Here is an 18,886-nt window from a genome sequence, read left to right on the forward strand (position 1 = left end):
CGCCTATTATCCCCAGGAATTTCCTAGAAATAATAGACGTCATCAAATTAATGTTTAATTATTTTTACGGCGAACGTCATCGCCTATTTAGTTACAGCCATATTGTAGTTCCACTTAGTAATTTTTACAACCCGCTTTTTGAAAATTTGCGCAGTTTTATAAATATAACTGCGCCAAAAATTATTTTTGTGAGGACGCGGAAGAACCTTCGACCATGGCGTTTTCAGCTTCTTTTTCAGTTTGAGAAGGTTTACTGCTGCCAGAGCTGCTCGTTTCCGATGAAGAATTAGTTGAATCATCAGAATCTGGCTTATCGCTTGATTCCTTGTTCGAGGGCTGATCCTTAGAAGCGGCTTTAGAAGAACTGTCCTTAGGTTTCTTTTTAGGCGCCGCCGGTTTGGTGGTAGTCGGCCCTTCGTAGCGTGGCCTTACCTTTGGCTTAAGGGATTTATTTGCCGCCCCTTGGTTATTGTCCGGCGTCGTATCACTATTGAAAGCTCCTTGGTCAGCAACGATCCCAGCATTATTAAATCGCTGCAGCGTTAGTGCCTGATCATGGAGGGTTTCATAATATCCCTTATTAAATTCTTCGTTGCTAAGCAGCAAGTCTAACTGCGCATTTGAAGCATAAAAGTCCCACGCCGCGTTCAATTTTTTAGCTTTCTTTAGTTGTTTACTGAATTTTTTAAAATTATCCCTAATTTTTTTGATTAATTTGATCCGCGCCTGACTACGTTCTTTCAACGTCCTAGAGCCGTCTGAAATTTTCAGCACGTTTTGGTAATCTAACCGCGCACTGGTAAATTCATTACTTTTAAATTCAGATTCTGCGCGGGTAAATTGCCGAGTTTGGTCGAGGAGGTTGGTTGCCTCCCGATCGTTTTTCTTCTTTGTGAGGGCCCGTGAAAAATAATTCTTGGCAGCCGCATAATTTTTTTGGGCAATCGCCGTTTGTCCATTGGTGATGTTGCGTTGATATTGCAGTTCATTTTCGTGATAATGAGCAACTGAGTACCCACCAACCACTCCGGCGACCAAAAAAATCAGAACCGCCCAAATCCACTTTTTCATCGGTATTCCTCCCCATTCAGGTGTCTGCTTAATTATACCACGTAAGGCTTCATTACCCATATTAGGGAATTCGTTTTCATTAGCTTCTCATTTGAAATATTTACCCAAACACGTTATAACAGTTGTATAACTATTTTTGGAAAGGACCTGAATCATGCTTGAGAAACAATTTTATAAAACGTTTTTAAAACGTTCATTCAATATCCCAATTAAAGTTAATTATTGGGATGGAAGTTCCGCAGTTTACGGGACGGGAGAACCCCAAGCAACCATTACTTTTAAAAAGGCCATTCCGATTAAAAGCATTACTAAGAATGCTTCAATCGCCCTTGGGGAGGCGTACATGGATGGTACAATTACCGTCGATGGTAATTTACAAAAGTTAATTACTTCTGCTTACGAAAATGCGGACAGCTTTTTCCACAACAAGAAGTTCATCCACTTTCTTCCTAAACAAGGCCACGGCGAGAAGGAAAGTAAAGAAGATGTGCAAAACCACTACGATATTGGAAACGACTTCTATAAATTATGGTTAGATCCAACAATGACTTATTCTTGTGCTTACTTTGAAAGCGACCAAGATAGCTTGGAAACGGCACAAATGAATAAGGTTCGCCACATTATTCGGAAACTAAACCCACAACCTGGAAAAACTCTTTTAGACATCGGTTGTGGTTGGGGAACCCTAATGCTTACTGCCGCTAAAGAATTTAACTTAAAGGTAGTCGGTGTAACCCTTAGCCAAGAACAATACGACTTGGTCAACCAACGTATCCAAGAAGAAGGACTTAGCGGGGTTGCAGAAGTTCGGCTGCAAGATTATCGGGAACTTGGCGACGAGAAGTTTGACTACATTACCAGTGTAGGAATGTTTGAACACGTTGGAAAGGAAAACTTGGGGATCTACTTTGATAACGTAGCTAAGTACTTAAAGGACGATGGGGTCGCATTGATCCACGGAATCACCCGGCAACAAGGCGGGGCTAATAACGGCTGGCTAAACAAGTGGATTTTCCCAGGTGGATACGTACCTGGTTTGGTAGAAAATATCGAACACATTGTTAACAGCGGTCTCCAAATTGACGATATGGAACCATTGCGTCGGCATTACCAACGGACTACTGAAATTTGGGACGCTAACTTTAACAAGCATCGTGACGAAGTACGCGAAATGTTCGACGAAAAATTCGTTCGGATGTGGGATTTGTACTTACAAGCATGCGCGGCTTCGTTTGAATCTGGCAACATTGACGTAATCCAATACTTGCTAACTAAGGGAGCAAGTGGCCGGGTCCTTCCAATGACGCGGGATTATATGTATGAAAAATAGAGCATCCTAAAATCTGAGTAGCTCTTGAGGATAACTGAATTAGGGGACCGGCCGCGAATTTAGCGGTTGGTCCCCTAATTTGGTTAACCGGAGAGAGCTGGGTTTTAGAACGCGTTTCAGCTACGCGGCAAAAAACGAAAATTCATGAAATTAATCGCGGTTTTGATGATTAGTTTTATGATTTTGCTAACCGGAGAAGATTGGTGGCTGGAGTTCGTTTCGAACCATGCTGCAATAGAAGCAAAAAAATTAAGGGATTAAGCGCGTTTTATGCGATTGATCCCTTATTTTGGTTAACCGGAAGAAGTTGGGGTTTAAAGTTTGTTTCAACTATGCAGCAGTCTTAAAAGCAACATCGACTTTTCGGCAAAAATCCAATAAAATTATCATCAAGTTAATCATTTGAAAGTAGGACGTTAACATGAAAATAGTAGAAATAAATGCCCTTCTCCCAAATCAATTCAAGATCTCTTAGTTGTGTGGGAAAGTTCCGTTAAAGCAACGCATTTATTTTTGTCAAATGATGAAATTCAAAAAATAAAGGGTTACATTCCAGAGGCTTTGACTAGCGTTGCGCACCTAATCGTTGTCGAAAATGACCATGCACACCCCGTCGGTTTTATGGGCATTAACGATCATTTTTTGGAGATGTTATTTATCTCCGACGACTATCGTGGTGAGGGACTAGGTAAGCAATTATTAGAATATGGAATAACCAATTATGCAGTGAATAAACTTGACGTAAACGAGCAGAATCCCCTTGCAAAGGGATTTTATGAACATATGGGATTTACGGTTTACCAAAGAAGCGAATTAGATGGCCAAGGCAACCATTACCCCATCTTACATATGCAAAAAGATTAAAAATAGTGTGCGACAAAAGTCAGGGAATTTGCGAGCATTAACTAAAAATCGAACATTATGCCTAAATTTGGCGTAATGTTCGATTTTTGGATTAAGCGGACCAAACTGACTTTTGGCACACGTTTTGACTCTATTAAAGTCAATATACCAAAATAATTTTTCCCGAGCTTTTTAACTATCTTTTTTGGGAATTCCATTTGCCCAATAATAAACATGTTTAAAAAATAAAATTGATTGATCATAAACTAGGGACGCTAAAATTAGGTAAGCTGGCAAAAATTGGATCAAATACCGGCTTCTCCCACCTTCAAAAATCAATAAATATAAAAAGCCTCCCAGAATGGTCAAGCGCATCACCTGATTAGTCCGGCATTGATTACGCCAACCGAAGGCAATTAAGATTAACCAAATTACCCACCATGCTTGCGCCCAAAAACGAAAGTCACCTAACCGTTTGCCATATAAATAAACAAATTGGCGTAATTGACCTGCCCAGCCTTTTCCTTTCGGGATTGGATTTTCATTAATAAAATGTCCTTCTTTGACCCAAGTAAAAGTTCCATCTGCCGTATTATTACGGTGTTTCTTAACTAAGAATTTGGTATAACCAACAACGCCCTTTTGCTTCAAGCGGTGAAATAACACCTTTTTAGAATACTCTGCTCGTTGTCTCTTTGTTTTAAACTCCGCCATCTTAAGTGCGTCTTTAGGATTATAACCTCCGTCACCTGATACTCCCATACTTATAAAATGGACTGCTGGAATTTGACGATCCTTATGGTATACAACATAATTTTGATTTTGAACAACGTGGTTAAATCCCCAATAGCTGCTGCCCAACGCTAGTATTGTGATAACAAGAATCCCCCAGTTTTCTAACGAGTTAGCAGATTCTTTGGGATCTTTTTTAAACTGAAATAATATCTCACCCAAACCAATCGCAATCACCCCAACTATTGCAGAGGGTTTGATGAAATATGCAGCACTAGCAATGACACCAAAACCTATTGCAGCTAATATTCGAACCCACCATGAAAATTCATTTTTTCGCATTAAACAGTAGCATAAAAAATAACCCAAAACTAGCGGTAAAACCCACGTATCACTATAGCTAACAATAATCATTGGAAAAAATATTAACCAACCGATATGAATATATACTGCTGCCACAACTTTTCGTGCATCGATTACCCAAACACTTAAAACGTTCATTAATGCCGATAAATCGACCCATAATAAAGTCAGTAGATCAAAAGTTAACCACTTTGTGGAATGCAAAATAGTTGCAAAGAAATGTTGAACCAATAGCAAAGGCAAATTATTATAGTTTAGGCTGAAATAGCCAGTTAGTTCGGGACTAATTGGCTTATGTAAGGCTTCATGAATCGCCCCTACATCAAATCCAATCGGTAGATGCACGTTCAAAACAAAACTAATTTGCCACAAAATTGTAAAAGCTAATAGAATACTTACCGTTATTTTTTTATGCACCACAAAAACTTGATGAGTCCACCTTTTAAAATGTCCACTCGTTAACCAAGTAACTACGATAGCCATTACTATAATTATCCCCGTAGTAGTTACCATTGTTGTGCCCGCTCCGGTCTTAGGATTGTCTCCTAGGACAAGGTTAGGCGATGTTATCGCAAACAATAAGGTAGCGAAAAACAATACGCTAAATAATCCCATTAATAGCCCGTTTCCATACTGGAATATTTTTTTCATCAATTCCCGTGCTCCTTGTTAGTCGTCAATATCACTGATTACGTATGATCGGGTTGGAGATTCACCAACCTCAATTCGCACTAGCTTAGCTGAAAGTTCTTCTAGAATCGATGAAAGCAAATCAAACAACCAAATTGTTACGTTCTCAACAGTTGGATTAATCTCTTTAAAGTAGGGTAATTCATTTAAGAATTGCCCTGAAAAGCTTCCTAACACATCTTGAATTTTTTTCTCAATATCACGAAAAACAATCATGTGATCATCTTTACTCTTAATTTCACACACAACTTCCCAGGTATGGTTATGTTGTTTGCCTTCCCCATCTTTCCAACGCATTGCATGGCTAGCGTTAACGTATGATTTTATTTTATAGGTGTGTACAAGTGGCATATTACTTCCTCCAATGCTGTTGTAAAGTCTGCCAGTCTTCCTTAACTACCGACTTAATTTTCTTTTTTTCACTATCCATAGTAGGTAAATTCCAAGCTGAAGCATTTGTCATCCCATTTACCGTACCCACAAATCGAATTAAGTAACACATGAAGTTGTAAAGTGGCAACGTAAAACTAACCCACCAAAGGGATTTATAGAAATGTTTTTCTTCTTTAAATTCGCGCAGCAACAAACAAATACATCCAAAGTTAAGCATCGCCACCAAAATATACAGAAGGTAAATAACAAGGTACGACATTCCCATCATAATTGGCGAATAACGGAAAAATAACAATACTATACTGGCACACAACCATATCATTTTAGGAAATAGAAAAGTATGGTCAATAATCATTCGTCGAATCAAAAAATTCTTAAAAAAATTCTTCATCGAAATATCTGCTGCAGAATCATGAATGACTTCAATTTCTCCACGTTGCCATCGCTGCCGTTGTGTGTAAAGTTTACCTAATCCTGGAATAGGTTCTACATAAAAAATAGCATTTGCACAGATTGCTACTTTTCTTTTTAAGCGGTCCCTAATTTGAAAGGTCATATCTGTATCTTCACCAATTGTCTGGGTATTATACATAAAAGTGCTCAACAAGGCATCTTTACGAAAAGCCGAAAATGCTCCAGACATAGTAAACAACTGATTATTATTTGCTTCAATTGTTCGTCCAGAGAGAAATGCTTGCGCGTATTCAAAATACTCGTTTTTTTGTAAAAGTCTTCGACCCCAGCCCTTAGTCTCTTTAATCATTTCTTTTTGTGGCAGAATTGTTCCGGTCAACGCTGATACATCGTAGTCGTTTTCAAACTGCAAAACCATATTCATTAACGCATTTTTTTCTAGTATTCCATCACTATCAATATTAATAATATATGTCCCAATACTGGTATATATTGCTGAATTAAGTGCTGATGCCTTGCCTTTAGCAGTGTGAATCAACTGCATGTGCATGTCAGTAAACTTATTTTGAGCCCGTGCATAAACTTCGAAACTACCATCTGTACTTTGATTGTCTGCTAAAATAACTTGAATTAAATCCGTAGGATACGTTGAGTCATGGATTGAACGAATACAGTTATACAGCGTTTCTTCAGAATTATAAACCGGGACAATCACCGTAATCATGGGCATTTTATCCGGCATTTCAAGTTTTTTGGTTCGTAATGTCTTAATTAGAAGCCGTATTACAGAAATAATTGCGGGAATTATTTCAACGACAATTGGAATAAGCGCCCACGTAAGCCAAAAACCCATCTTAAAAAGGGTTAAATTTAACCAATATTCCATCTTAATGCTGCTTCCCCTTTATTTTAACGTTGATTTGTCGAACCTTACCCTTAAAACTTCGATACAAGCTTCGTGAAAGCTGTGAGTAAGTAAAAACTTCGTAATACAAGATAATTACTAGAACGTAAAAAACAATTCGTCCAATAATTGAATGCGCCAGGAAGAATACCGGACCGCCACCAAAATGAACAATCACAATTACTACTAGCAATCGTATTATGTTAGCTACGTAAATCCACACCATTCCTAATAGTGAAAAAAACAATCGTTCGTGCCGATTATAGAGCGGCAAAAATACTACCAAACTAACAAATGCTGCCGTTTCAATAATTCCTGAACACTCATAGTCAATGCTCATATTTACTGGCGCTAGTGTATTAAATATGTTAACCATTCCATATTGAGACATTACAGCACAAATCTTGAACGGATTTGTGATTACTTTTACCCCGTTAATTACTGCATGCGTAAAAAACCATACCCAATACGGATCGCTAATCGCCATGAGTACGAAAAAAAGCCCTCCACTACCAACTATGAAATGGAAGGCTGAAAGATGAGCTCGTTTTAAAATAGATAAAGAATACAGCCAAATAACTATCCCAATAATTAAATAAATGTTCATTTATTTCAATCCTAACTTACGTTTTCGACGCGTAAATTGATATACTGACCATCCGGCAATTGCCACTCCGGTACTTGCCAATAGTATTGGGCCTGTACTACCACCAGTAGTAGTTAGCTCGCCATTCCAAAGGTTACTATTCTTTAACGTAATCGTTTGGCCACTAGTATTGGAAATTCCCTTTAATTTACTAAACGGAACTGCACATTCAAACATATAACCCGTGCCCTTAACGGTCGAGCCATCCCCCATTTTTTGATCGATATTTTGTTTGGCAACTACTGCTTGATTACTTAAGTCCACGCTGCCATCTGAGCTATAAATATTCATTGACACAGCCTGTTTTTGTCCAACATCTAAATTAACCGTTTGGTTATTGTTGAAAGAAATCCAAAACTCCTTACCACCAATGGTTAAATCGTAGCCCGATGGCTGAAAACTAGTGTACCCCCCTGATAAGACTGGGTGCATCATTACGTAAAAATAAATGTTTTGATCATCTGCTACTAAAGCTGCGTACTTAATATTATCGTTATCTCCATTAATTACCATTGGAGACTTTTCAACATTGTCCCAATCACTAAAATTCCGCGCGTTTTATAATTAAGTTAGCCACGCAGCCAAAATGGTAAAAAAAAAAAACACCAAGACGAAAAATTCAGGTATCATTGAAGTTCCTACAACAAACAATGAAAGAAGTTTTCGTCTTGATGCAAGAACAGTCTATCACACCACGCCCAAAAGGTCACCATTTATCGGAAATCGAACGCGGTCAAATCGCCGCTTGGCACATTGAAGGATGCTCAGCACGGCAAATAGCGATTCGATTAGGCGTCTGCCACCAGACCGTCAATAATGAGCTCAAGCGTGGTCGAGTCACGCAAGTTAAACGCGTTAATAATCAGAAACACTACTTTGAAATTTACAGCCCTGAAGCCGCTCAGAATCGCTATGAAATAAAGCGGCAAAACTGTGGACGTCCATTAAAATTTAGCCAAGTGACGGCCTTCTTAGCCTACTTTGATGATAAGTTCTGCCATGAGGGCTGGTCTCCGGACGCTGCTGTTGGTTATGCCCGTAAGCACCGGTTATTTAAGCCGGCCAAAATGGTCTGTACGAAGACTTTGTACAACTATATCGATGCGCAACTATTGGAGATCCGTAACCTTGATCTGCTGGAAAAAACAAAACGCCGGACGACCCAGCACCACTCGCACCAACATCAGCGCCTACTCGGTCGTAGTATTGAAGAACGGCCAAAGCGAGTAGAAACGCGCCACGAGTTTGGTCATTTTGAGATCGATACTGTCATTGGCAAACGTGCTGGTAGCGAGAGTGTCCTATTAACGTTTACCGAACGTAAAACGCGCTATGAGATTGTCCGCTTGATCGAGGGTAAAGACGCTGAATCTGTGGCTTATGCCATGCAAAATATTACGGCTGAATTCGGTGACGTTATGCGGACAGTCACGGCGGATAACGGAACAGAGTTCACCACGCTAACGGCTGCGCTTGAGGGTGTTGCCGAGACTTATTATGCCCACCCTTATAGCTCGGCCGAACGCGCCACTAATGAGGTCCACAATCGTATACTCAGACGTTACTTTCCTAAGGGGCAATCACTCGATCTAGCTACACCCAGTCTGGCCCGTCAAGCTGAATCTCGGCTCAACCATCTCCCGCGCCGCTTACTTAAGTTCTGTACACCAGCTGAAGTATTTCGAAAGGAATTAGCACGTGCGCGCAAAGGCCGCGCCGCCTAATCCTGATCCACCTGGAACTCCCATGAGCCCTTTCGTCTGTGTGCTTTATCGGCACTGGCTAACTTACTATTGCAATTTGCGATCACTAAAATTCCCATCAATTTTGATATTTAGCGCTCCATTTACGTAACTATTAGGCGTTCGCTTAATTGATTCTTTCCGTTTGGAAGAATTTTCATGAAAAACCTGATGAACTGGATCGGTTGTGTTCTGATCGTCTTTATTAATTACTTTGGTAGATTTCGCTTGTTTAGTATTACTTTCATCTTTTGCCTTAGTGGAACTACCTGTTTTATCCGCAATTGCCTTACTAGTCGCCGTCGAAGTCGTTTTATTGACTATATTTGTCGTCGCTTGCTGATTACCGATTTTAACTATTGCGGACTTAGCGCCTTCTGCTTTCATGGTTGTTTTATTTACATCTATGCTAGCTTTTAAATTAGTTCCCCGAGCGCTAATCTCTCCGTTACCAACTACCTGGTTATTTTCTGTTATGGTAACCGCACCATCTTTTATACTACTTAAATTAAATTTAATTTGTTGCTGATTGTAATCGATAGTGAAAAAATTAGGTAACGAAGCATTACTAGTCCCAGTGTTTACTAAAAGTCGGATTTGATTTCCTACATTGGTGACCGTAATCTTTTGTGCCGCCTTATTTGTCGTCGCCTGGTTCGTCTCATTTGTAGGTGCGGTAGCCGCATTGACTACCGGTGGCGTGATTCCGCCACTGAATAATATCAAGGTTCCTACTCCCAATAATGTGCTAGTTAAAAGTTTCTTTTTCATAAAATTACTCCCGTAGCTTTAATAGCTGCCATTTAATGTCAATCCATATAAACATCTTGTCCGTCACTTTACGATTTATTGTATACCCTTAAACGCTATTTTTAAAGCAAAAAAACACATTAGTCAATGTTTTAAGCCGATCAGTTCAAAGTAAACAGAAAACCAAATTTTGTATTAATAATTCTTATTCAATCCAATTATATAAATAAAAAACTTCACACAATATGTAAAAATTTATCATGCAAAGCCTTAAATAATTATTTTTATTTATATTTAAATAATTAACGTCAAAATCATTACCGTAACCAATCCAACAATTACGGAAACGGCCATCGAACGCGTCCAGTAGGCAATGATAATTACTACTAGTGCGCCTAAGATTAACGCTAAGTTTCCTGACGTAATCAAAGTATAGTCACTTGAAATAAAGATTCCCTTTACGACGAGCGCCGTAAACAATGAAATTGGCACGTATTTCATCCAATCGTTGAACCAATCGGGAATCTGGCGTTTTGAAAAAAACAGTAGTGGCAAATATCGTGGAGCAAAAGCCACAAAAAAGCCGAGAATTATAATCAATAAATGATCAAACGAACTGTACTCCATAGGTAATTTCTCCTACCAAACTTAAAGAATATCTGATTCTTTCTTATCAATTTTTTCGATAATCGGTCCACCCTTACGTGAGCCAATTGCTTGCAGCCACATACTGGTTGGTCGCTTTTTAACCAATAACTCTTCCGTCAAAAAACCGGTGAAGGAAGCTAGCAGCGTTGAGATTACTAATCCTAAAGTACTCTTAGTAACAATCATGCAAACCGCTGCGAGAACTCCAGAAAAGATGCAGATTACTAATGATAGTCGAGATTTCACTTGCATTACAATCATGTAAATGAAAAGTGCAGTTAGCGCAAAATCCACGACGGTCAAATTAATTTTCAAGACGCTCCCGATTAACGAACCAATCACGTTAGCCACGGTCCAAAATAGTAACGACCAGTGTTCAACTTGACGGGCGTCGTTGGGGGTCCAATTCTTATCTGTAGCAAATTTCAAATAATTTACCGCGTAATTTTCATCATTTAATGAAAGCGCGAATGTAAATATTGAAGTATGACTTTCTCCCTGTAGATACTTCGACAAACTCGATCCTAGTAAAGCATAACGCAATTCAAGGAAAAAAAGCATTAAAACAATCGTTAGAATCGGTGCATTCACCGTTAACATCTGTGCAATTAAAAATTGGGCTCCTCCGGAAAAGATAACCAAAGAAACTAAACCGGTAAGCAACGTATTGAAACCAGCTGCGTGCAATAAAATACCACATGCTAAGCCAATTGGTGTGTAACTTAAGCAAAGCGGCCACGCAACTTTGAAGGTTTCCTTCCAACGTGCCTTTGTTTCAACTTGTTCCAAAGTTTGTCCTCCCAAAAAAATTAGATCTTTTAAGAATATATTAATTTTTTGCAAAGCATACGAACTAATTTTAACATGCAAGGTTGGTTTTTAATAGTAGCAGCTTGGAAAACCTGCGAACCCCGTTAGAATGGCTAAATCACGCGCTTGGTGAGCACGATTCACTTGATTTCTCGCCTTAATATTTCAAAAATGAGTCACTATCTTTTCAAATTTCCTAGTGAAACCATCCGGAAATTGTGCGACCTAACCGGACCCACCAACTTGCCTTTTGCACGTCGTGTACCGGTTTTAATTGTACCTTACGCGTATACTTATTTGGTAGAAAACTTAACGAAGCGCCAGTAAGCCGGCCCGTTGCAATCACCTGATTCTTATCTACGGGGGCTTTAGTTTTTGCGGACTTTAGCTTAACCTGGTCGAGTTTCGGCATTTGGCCGCCCTTTTTAGCTTTCCAATACGCCAACGGTTGTGCTAATTGTAACTTAACCTGCCGCTGCTTAGCCGAATCCATCACTACGGAAGCTTGATTTTTCAGGTTCGTTTTTACCACCGTCAAATTAGTCATCAAAGCTTGCCAAATTGCCTTCGTATCGGTAAAACGATGGTCCGTTTTCGCTCCTAAAACCACACTAATTATCCGGCGCTGGTTGACTTTTCCGGTTGCTGCGAAGTCTTCCCCCGCCGCTAACGAGGTTCCCGTTTTCAACCCGTCAAGTTGATATTGGTGGTCATACTGCGCTCCGCCAGGCAGTAATTCATTATGGTTAATCATCGTGACCTTACCACTGCCGGTGTCAAAGTCTAACTTTTGAATTTTGGTAATCTGCAGAATTTCTGGAAATTCTTTTAAGACGTGTTGGATTACCACTGCCATATCGTTTGCCGACATTTGATTTTCAGCATTTTTAGGTGAGTTAGGGTATTTTTCGGCACCAACCTGATTTTCTAGTAAACCAGCTGCATTATATAATTTAGCATCCTTAATTCCCCAGCTTCGAACGGTGGCACGCATTTCGTCGACAAACTTACGCGAACTGCCCGCTTGCGCCTTTCCCAACGCGATGATTGCTGCGTTAGCGGAATAAATTAACGACGCATCCAGCAGATTTTTGACGGTGTACGACTTTCCCGCCGTCAAAGGAACGTTGGTCAACTCACTATTTTCACTAATTTTAGCGATATCAGCGTTAATTTTTACCGGTTGGTCCCACCGCATTTTACCACTTTGCACGCTTTTCATAATTAAGTAGGCCGACAATACTTTCGACATTGAAGCAATCGGTAAGACTTGATCAGCGTGCTTCTCGTACAAAACTTGGCCCGTTTCCGAATCAATCGCTAGCGCAGACTTTGCCGTTATCTCTGGATTCACCAACGACGACGTTTGCGTAGCTGCCGCGGCCGGAGTGACTCCAGTGGCAAATAATAGCAGCGTAGCGATCACTAATAATACTTTTTTCATTTCTACTCCCTTTAATACCTATGTAATTAAAAACGCTAGCTGGCCCATTTTTCACTAACTTAACCACCAATCGAATGGCTGAAAAATTGGAGATCGTTGTCTTTAACAGAGCCAAAACGTGCCCCAAAAGTCAGTTTGTTGCTCTTAACCATCCCCACCAATCGCCTAGCCCGCGATTAATGGGGGGACTCAATTAATGCCCGCAAACTGCCCAGCTTTGGTTTCACACTCCATTAATCGAACGGCCTCCACCATTCCACTTACGTTAATTAGCCCGATTGACCACTAGCGTCTTCGCTATTTTTATTTTTTAATATTTACTAGTTGGCTGTGCCCCCCGCACCGGTTGCTTTAACGGCAACTGGATGATAAAACTAGTGCGTTTATCATTTGAATGGGCCTCGATGGTTCCATTATGCATCTCGACAATGCTTTGCGCAATTGCCAACCCCAGTCCAGTCCCGCCGGTTGCTTTGGATCGCGATTCTTCCACCCGGTAGAAACGGTCAAAGAGCTTACCTAACGCTTGGGCAGGAACCTTCTGTCCGTCATTTGCTACCTCAAAAATAACCGTATCGTTAATTTGGTGCGCGTTTAGGTAAATGTGCTTGCCGCCAGCGCCATATTTCAACGCGTTAGTAATCAAATTATTGAACACTCGGCCAATCTTTTCAGCATCCCCCATCATTTCCAAATCCTCGGGAACGCACGTCGAAGTAATTACAAACCCCTTTTGCTTAGCTTCCAGCTCAAAGCTGGCCGCCAGCTGTTGCAACATGGAGTCAACGTGGATCTTATTGTAATTTAACTTCGGATTTGATTGACTAACCTTCGTATATTCAAACAGATCTTCCACAAGCGATTTCATCTGGACCGACTTTAAATACGCCGTGTGCGTGTACTTAAGGATATCATCGGTGCTTTGATACTGATGATCCTCAATTAAACGCAGATAGCCGATAATTGACGTCAGCGGCGTCCGTAAATCGTGGGACACGTTGGTAATCAGGTCATCCTTAGACTGCTTGAGAGCCCGTTCTTCTTCCATCGAACTGATTACGCTGTCAACTAGCGAATTCACACTGTCCACAACCCGTTGGTGATCCCCGCTCAATTCAAACGGAATCCGGTGGTCAAAGTGTCCGTTAGCAATGTAATGCAATTCTGCAATAATATGCCGCAACTGCATTTGTTTGTAACGTCGTTCTAGTCGCCAATACAACACGCCTAGATCAGCTAAAAACATTATGGCAATAAAAATATTTTGGTAACTCCAAATTTGGATTCCACCAATGCGGATGGAATTTTTAACTAGGAAAATCGCATTTGACAATGCAGGGTTTGTTTTTAACGCGCCATCAATCAAAATAAAAACTGATAAATTTAGTAACAGCAAAAGGATAATGGTAATGATCCCTTCGCCAAATAATTCGTATTTTTCACGACCCGTTAACTTCATTCACTTGCTCCCCAAAAATCTAGTGTGCCACCACTTTATAACCAACGCCCCAGACGGTTTCGATTACTTTTTCGCCGCCCGTTGCTTCTTCAATCTTATCTCGTAAGTGACTTACGTGAACCATGACCGTCTTCGCGGAAATAACGCTTTCTTGTTGCCAAACTCGTTCAAAAATTTCGTCCGCAGAGAAAACGCGGTTCGGGTGGCTAGCTAGCAAGTATAAAATTCCAAATTCAAGCGCCGTCAACTGGACCGCTTTGCCCGCCAAAGTCTTAACTTCGTGAGAATCACTATTAATCGTCAACGGACCAATGTCCAAAATTTCAGGAGCGTCATCGGTAACGTCCTTTTCGCTCCGTCGTAATAGTGATTTGACCCGAGCCATAATTTCCAACGGATTGAACGGTTTGGTAACGTAATCGTCCGCTCCGGTCAGCAAGCCCTTAATTTTATCCATATCGTTAGTTTTAGCTGACAACATCAAAATTGGCAATTCCGAATCTTTGCGAACTTCCCGCACAACCTGCATCCCATCCATCTCTGGCATCATGATGTCTAAAATCATTAGCTTGATGTCCGGATCAGTATGCAACTTGGTTAACGCTTCTTTACCATTGTAAGCTGATACGGGTTCGTAACCTTCGTTTTTAATGTAAATATCTAATAATTCAACAATTTCCTTATCATCATCGACTACTAAAATTTTCATGGTTTATCCCCTTTAAAATTTACGCTCATTTACTATAGTCTAGCAAATTTAAAGATAAATGCCCGAATTTAAGCACGTTTTTTTAGTAATCCTTAAAAAAACGGAAAAATACTGGCCTTATAAGCAAGCGCCTTCTAATTTAAGCAACCGGTGCTTCATTGGGGAGCCTCCCCGATACTGACCAAGCTGACCGCTTTTTAAAGTCACCCGGTGGCACGGAACCACGATTAAAAGCGGGTTGCGCGCTACCGCCGTTGCCACGGCACGAACGGCCCCGGATCGGTTAATTTGTTGGGCTAGTTCAGAATAACTAAGCGTGGTTCCCCGCGGAATCTTTAACAATGCTTGCCAGACTGAACGTTGCAAATCCGTTCCATTTTCCATATCCAAAGACAAGTCAAACTGGCGCCGCGTCCCTTGTAAATATTCCGCAAGCTGCTGCTTGGCCGGCAAGTTAGCGGTCTCATCCTGGATTAACGTAGCGGTTGAATAAAATTGGTAAATTTCAGTCAACTCAGCATTCGGCGTTCCCACAAAAGCCAATCCCGCTGCCGTAGAGCCAAGATAGTAACGAGCGGTCCCGCTGGTTAGCGATGTGTAGTAAATTTCCATATTTTCCTCCTAGAAATTAAGGTTCGGGTGGATAAAAAGAGCGTGTGCTAGAAGTCGGGTAATCGATGCGTATTAACTAAAAATCGACCATTATGCCTAAATTTGAATTTGGCATAATGATCGATTTTAGGTCAAGCGGAGCAAACTGACTTTTGGCTTTCTTAAAACCAACACACCAAAATGATTTTCCAAAAAATTTTATTCCTGAAAAGGAGTTTTCCCCGGCTTCTGAAGAATTTTCAGTTTATTTATGGTAATTAGGAGCTAACTTAGTCATTTGTACGTCGTGCGGGTGCGATTCGACCAATCCAGCATTAGTAATTTGGATGAATTGCGCTTTCTCAGCTAAATCGGGGATAGTGGCAGCCCCTACGTATCCCATTCCGGAACGTAACCCGCCTAACATTTGGAAAATGATTGCGGCAACTGAGCCCTTATATTCTACGCGAGCTTCAATTCCTTCTGGAACCAGTTTGTTAGCTTCGTTAACGCCACCTTGGAAATAACGGTCGGCAGAACCTTTTTCCATTGCACCAACCGAGCCCATTCCCCGGTATGCTTTGTATTTCTTCCCACCGTCTTCGATGATGGAACCGGGCGTTTCGTCAGTTCCGGAAAGCATGCTACCTAACATTACGGCATTTCCACCAGCAACCAAGGCCTTCACAATGTCCCCAGAAAACTTAATTCCCCCATCCGCGATGATTTGCTTGCCGTATTCACGAGCAACGCCTGCCGCGTCGTAAATCGCCGTGATTTGGGGGACCCCGACGCCAGCTACCACGCGGGTGGTACAAATTGAACCAGGTCCGATTCCTACTTTGACTACGTCGACGCCCGCTTCAAAAAGTGCCCGGGTACCTTCTGCAGTAGCCACGTTCCCCGCGATTAAAGTTTGGTCGGGGAAGTGTTCACGAATTTCCGCAATTTTACGTAAAACTCCAGCTGAATGACCATGGGCCGTATCAATTACGATGGCGTCAACGCCCGCTTCAATCAACGCTTCCGCACGTTCAAACGTGTCGCTAGTAACGCCGACAGCGGCAGCAATTAACAACCGGTCCTGGTCGTCGACCGCTGCTTTAGGATTATCGTCAAAATCAACGTCCGCCGCCTTAACTTTTCGTACTTCAGCGGCTTGCTGATCCGCACTCATATTTTTATGGATGACCCCTAAGCCACCTTGACGAGCCATGGCAATGCCCATCGCCGATTCGGTGACCGTATCCATCCCCGCACTAATAATTGGAATATTAAGCTTTAAATTATCTGCTAACTGCGTCGTAATGTCCGCCTCGTTGGGCAACACGTGGCTTTCGCCAGGAATTAATAAAACATCGTCAAACGTTAATCCTTGTTTCGTAAACTTATTATTCCAATTACTCATCAATACTCTCCTTTATTTATCCGAAATTATAGTAAACCACCGACAATGTGAAACTTTCGTCTAAGATACCACCGACCGGCGAAGGCTGCAACCGCTAGCACGATGTAACCAGCTAGCGGCAACATCGGGTTGATGACTGGTGGCAGTGCTCCAAAGGCCGTGTAGAAAATAATCCATAAAATTACTGCTAATACGGTAATTCCGGCTTGTTTCCATAAAGATGGCCGCTTTTTGCGATTACCAATCAACCGATAAATGTAGGCAATTCCAAACCCACCGACTGCCGAAGTTAAGATGATTGCTAAAATTCCAGCTGGTCCGGGAGCTGCTTGAACTGACTTCGGTTGAATCAACATCATTAACGCATACATAGCCGCAAAAAGGGCCATAAAGATGAGGCCGTTATCCGCGGCACGAAGCCAGATGTTATTGCTTTGAGCTTCCATTTTAGCCTTCTTAGGGCCTTCCACAATTGCTTTAAACCGGTCAGTTGGGGTCCCAAATAATTGTTTTGCGGTCGTTCCCGTTTTTTGTCCTTCTAACAATTGGGTTTCCGTGTCGATTAACGCAGCTTGGCGTTGTTCGTCACTTAATTTGCTTGCCTGTAATCCCTTACGCAAACGGTGCATAAAATCGGCGTTACGCTTAGTTAGTTCCGTCGATTGTTGATGTTCAGGATGCGGGTGTCGCTGTTGTGCACCCGCGTTACGTGGTTCTTCACTCATGTTTAATTGCTCCTCATCCAGTAATTTTATACGTTAAAGCGGAATTCGATAATGTCGCCATCTTGAACGTGGTAATCCTTACCTTCTAGACGCAAGCGTCCCGCTTCCCGAACTGCTTGCATGCTGCCATACTTATCCAAGTCGTCAAACGAAACGGTTTCCGCACGGATAAAGCCGCGTTCAAAGTCCGAGTGGATAATTCCCGCAGTTTGCGGTGCCGTCATGCCCTTCTTGAACGTCCAAGCACGGGTTTCCTTACCACCCGCCGTGAAGAAGGTTTGCAAGCCTAATAGGTTGTAAGAAGCCTGGATCAAGCGGTTCAAACCAGGTTCTTCAATTCCCTCTGCTTCAAGGAATTCAGCCTTTTCGTCGTCTTCAAGTTCTGCAATTTCTTGTTCCGTTTCAGCAGAAATCCCTAGAACTTGGGCATCCGGATCCACTTCGACAACGTAATCCTTAATTTCTTTAAAGTACTTGGAACTTTCTGGATCGGCCATGTCATCTTCGGCAATGTTAGCCACGTAAAGGACTGGTTTAGTGGTCAACAAGAATAAGCCCTTCACAATTGGCATTTCAGCTTCATCGAATTCCACTGCTCGAGCTGGTTTGCCGGCTTCAAGAACTGGATGCAATTTTTCAAGCACTGCCAATTCTGCTAAAGCATCCTTATCACGACCCTTAGCCGCCCGTTGCACCTTAGCTAACCGCTTTTCAACACTTTCTAAGTCTGCCAAACTCAATTCCATATTGATAGTTTCAATATCTTCGATGGGGTCGACTTTACCAGATACCGTCGTAATGTTGTCGTCATCAAAAGCACGAACAACGTGAACAATCGCATCCACTTGCCGAATGTTTTCTAGGAACTTGTTTCCAAGACCTTCTCCCTTACTTGCTCCCTTAACAATTCCCGCAATGTCGGTAAATTCAAAGGTGGTGTGCACAATTTTCTTTGCCGGAATGATTTCTTGGATCCGTGCTAACCGCGCATCGGGAACCTCTACCATCCCCACGTTAGGGTCAATTGTCGCAAACGGATAGTTCGCCATTTCGGCGCCCGCCTTCGTAATTGCGTTAAATAAGGTCGACTTGCCGACGTTGGGCAAGCCCACAATACCAGCTGTTAATGACATGTTAATTACACTTTCCTTTCAAAATTGCGTGTTCTTGTTTCTATGGTATCAAAAAAGTGGTCTAGATAATAGGTGGTGACT

The 18,886-nt window shown here is 41.5% G+C and carries 17 protein-coding genes, 2 pseudogenes and 1 riboswitch; of the genes and pseudogenes, 3 read left to right on the forward strand and 16 right to left on the reverse strand.

From position 1 onward, the window contains the following. Positions 1–26: 26 nt before the first annotated feature. Positions 27–93, reverse strand: a riboswitch (Fluoride riboswitch). Between the two features lie 87 nt (positions 94–180). After that, positions 181–1,071, reverse strand: coding sequence for a hypothetical protein (locus tag NL111_RS09195; RefSeq protein WP_285110190.1), 891 nt, complete (start codon positions 1,069–1,071; stop codon positions 181–183). A gap of 154 nt (positions 1,072–1,225) precedes the next feature. Between NL111_RS09195 and NL111_RS09200 the strand changes: the two genes are divergently transcribed. Together NL111_RS09200 and NL111_RS09205 are read left to right on the forward strand one after the other, a co-directional pair. Next, a complete protein-coding gene (locus tag NL111_RS09200; protein ID WP_002829543.1) occupies positions 1,226–2,401 on the forward strand; it encodes an SAM-dependent methyltransferase in 1,176 nt (391 codons plus the stop codon). Positions 2,402–2,822: 421 nt separating this feature from the next. Further along, a pseudogene (locus NL111_RS09205) lies at positions 2,823–3,265 on the forward strand (GNAT family N-acetyltransferase). 171 nt (positions 3,266–3,436) lie between these two features. On the opposite strand, the gene NL111_RS09210 reads toward NL111_RS09205, so the two are convergent. The 5 genes and pseudogenes from NL111_RS09210 to NL111_RS09230 all read right to left on the reverse strand — a co-directional run. Continuing rightward, complete coding sequence (locus tag NL111_RS09210) at positions 3,437–4,990, reverse strand: TIGR03766 family XrtG-associated glycosyltransferase (RefSeq protein WP_285110191.1); 1,554 nt, start codon at positions 4,988–4,990, stop codon at positions 3,437–3,439. 18 nt (positions 4,991–5,008) lie between these two features. After that, positions 5,009–5,380, reverse strand: coding sequence for a 6-carboxytetrahydropterin synthase (locus NL111_RS09215; protein WP_002829539.1), 372 nt, complete (start codon positions 5,378–5,380; stop codon positions 5,009–5,011). A gap of 1 nt (position 5,381) precedes the next feature. Continuing rightward, positions 5,382–6,722 (reverse strand): TIGR03111 family XrtG-associated glycosyltransferase, encoded by a 1,341-nt coding sequence (locus tag NL111_RS09220; protein WP_002829538.1) that lies wholly within the window; start codon positions 6,720–6,722, stop codon positions 5,382–5,384. Between the two features lies 1 nt (position 6,723). Further along, positions 6,724–7,347, reverse strand: a complete 624-nt coding sequence (gene xrtG, locus NL111_RS09225; protein ID WP_002829537.1) for an exosortase XrtG — start codon at positions 7,345–7,347, stop codon at positions 6,724–6,726. Continuing rightward, positions 7,348–7,923, reverse strand: a pseudogene (locus NL111_RS09230) (Firmicu-CTERM sorting domain-containing protein); the annotation flags it as partial. It lies immediately after the preceding gene. 113 nt (positions 7,924–8,036) lie between these two features. On the opposite strand from NL111_RS09230, the gene NL111_RS09235 reads away from it, so the two are divergent. After that, positions 8,037–9,110, forward strand: coding sequence for an IS30 family transposase (locus tag NL111_RS09235; protein ID WP_128212102.1), 1,074 nt, complete (start codon positions 8,037–8,039; stop codon positions 9,108–9,110). A 66-nt stretch (positions 9,111–9,176) separates the two neighbouring features. Here the strand turns inward: NL111_RS09235 and NL111_RS09240 are convergent, their stop codons facing one another. From NL111_RS09240 to ychF, 10 genes are all read right to left on the reverse strand, one after another. Continuing rightward, positions 9,177–9,899: a hypothetical protein gene (locus NL111_RS09240; RefSeq protein ID WP_285110193.1), complete on the reverse strand. Its 723-nt coding sequence runs from the start codon at positions 9,897–9,899 to the stop codon at positions 9,177–9,179. Between the two features lie 273 nt (positions 9,900–10,172). After that, positions 10,173–10,505, reverse strand: a complete 333-nt coding sequence (locus NL111_RS09245; protein WP_002829535.1) for an AzlD domain-containing protein — start codon at positions 10,503–10,505, stop codon at positions 10,173–10,175. 21 nt (positions 10,506–10,526) lie between these two features. Further along, on the reverse strand, positions 10,527–11,315 hold the full coding sequence (locus tag NL111_RS09250) for an AzlC family ABC transporter permease (protein WP_002829534.1): 789 nt from the start codon (positions 11,313–11,315) through the stop codon (positions 10,527–10,529). A gap of 217 nt (positions 11,316–11,532) precedes the next feature. Further along, a complete protein-coding gene (locus NL111_RS09255) occupies positions 11,533–12,780 on the reverse strand; it encodes a serine hydrolase (protein ID WP_159208232.1) in 1,248 nt (415 codons plus the stop codon). Positions 12,781–13,090: 310 nt separating this feature from the next. Beyond that, complete coding sequence (locus NL111_RS09260) at positions 13,091–14,239, reverse strand: sensor histidine kinase (RefSeq protein ID WP_002829532.1); 1,149 nt, start codon at positions 14,237–14,239, stop codon at positions 13,091–13,093. Between the two features lie 19 nt (positions 14,240–14,258). Beyond that, positions 14,259–14,948, reverse strand: coding sequence for a response regulator transcription factor CroR (croR, locus tag NL111_RS09265; protein ID WP_285110194.1), 690 nt, complete (start codon positions 14,946–14,948; stop codon positions 14,259–14,261). A 117-nt stretch (positions 14,949–15,065) separates the two neighbouring features. Continuing rightward, complete coding sequence (locus NL111_RS09270; protein WP_285110195.1) at positions 15,066–15,560, reverse strand: methylated-DNA--[protein]-cysteine S-methyltransferase; 495 nt, start codon at positions 15,558–15,560, stop codon at positions 15,066–15,068. Positions 15,561–15,804: 244 nt separating this feature from the next. After that, entirely contained in the window at positions 15,805–16,947 is a 1,143-nt protein-coding gene (gene guaB / locus NL111_RS09275) for an IMP dehydrogenase (RefSeq protein ID WP_002832530.1), read from the reverse strand. Between the two features lie 26 nt (positions 16,948–16,973). After that, complete coding sequence (locus NL111_RS09280) at positions 16,974–17,672, reverse strand: DUF1129 domain-containing protein (RefSeq protein ID WP_285110196.1); 699 nt, start codon at positions 17,670–17,672, stop codon at positions 16,974–16,976. Between the two features lie 26 nt (positions 17,673–17,698). Further along, positions 17,699–18,805, reverse strand: a complete 1,107-nt coding sequence (ychF, locus tag NL111_RS09285) for a redox-regulated ATPase YchF (RefSeq protein WP_285110197.1) — start codon at positions 18,803–18,805, stop codon at positions 17,699–17,701. Positions 18,806–18,886: the final 81 nt, after the last annotated feature.

The organism is Pediococcus sp. AC40 (assembly GCF_030252485.1).
In the GTDB taxonomy this organism is placed as follows: Bacteria; Bacillota; Bacilli; order Lactobacillales; family Lactobacillaceae; genus Pediococcus; species Pediococcus acidilactici.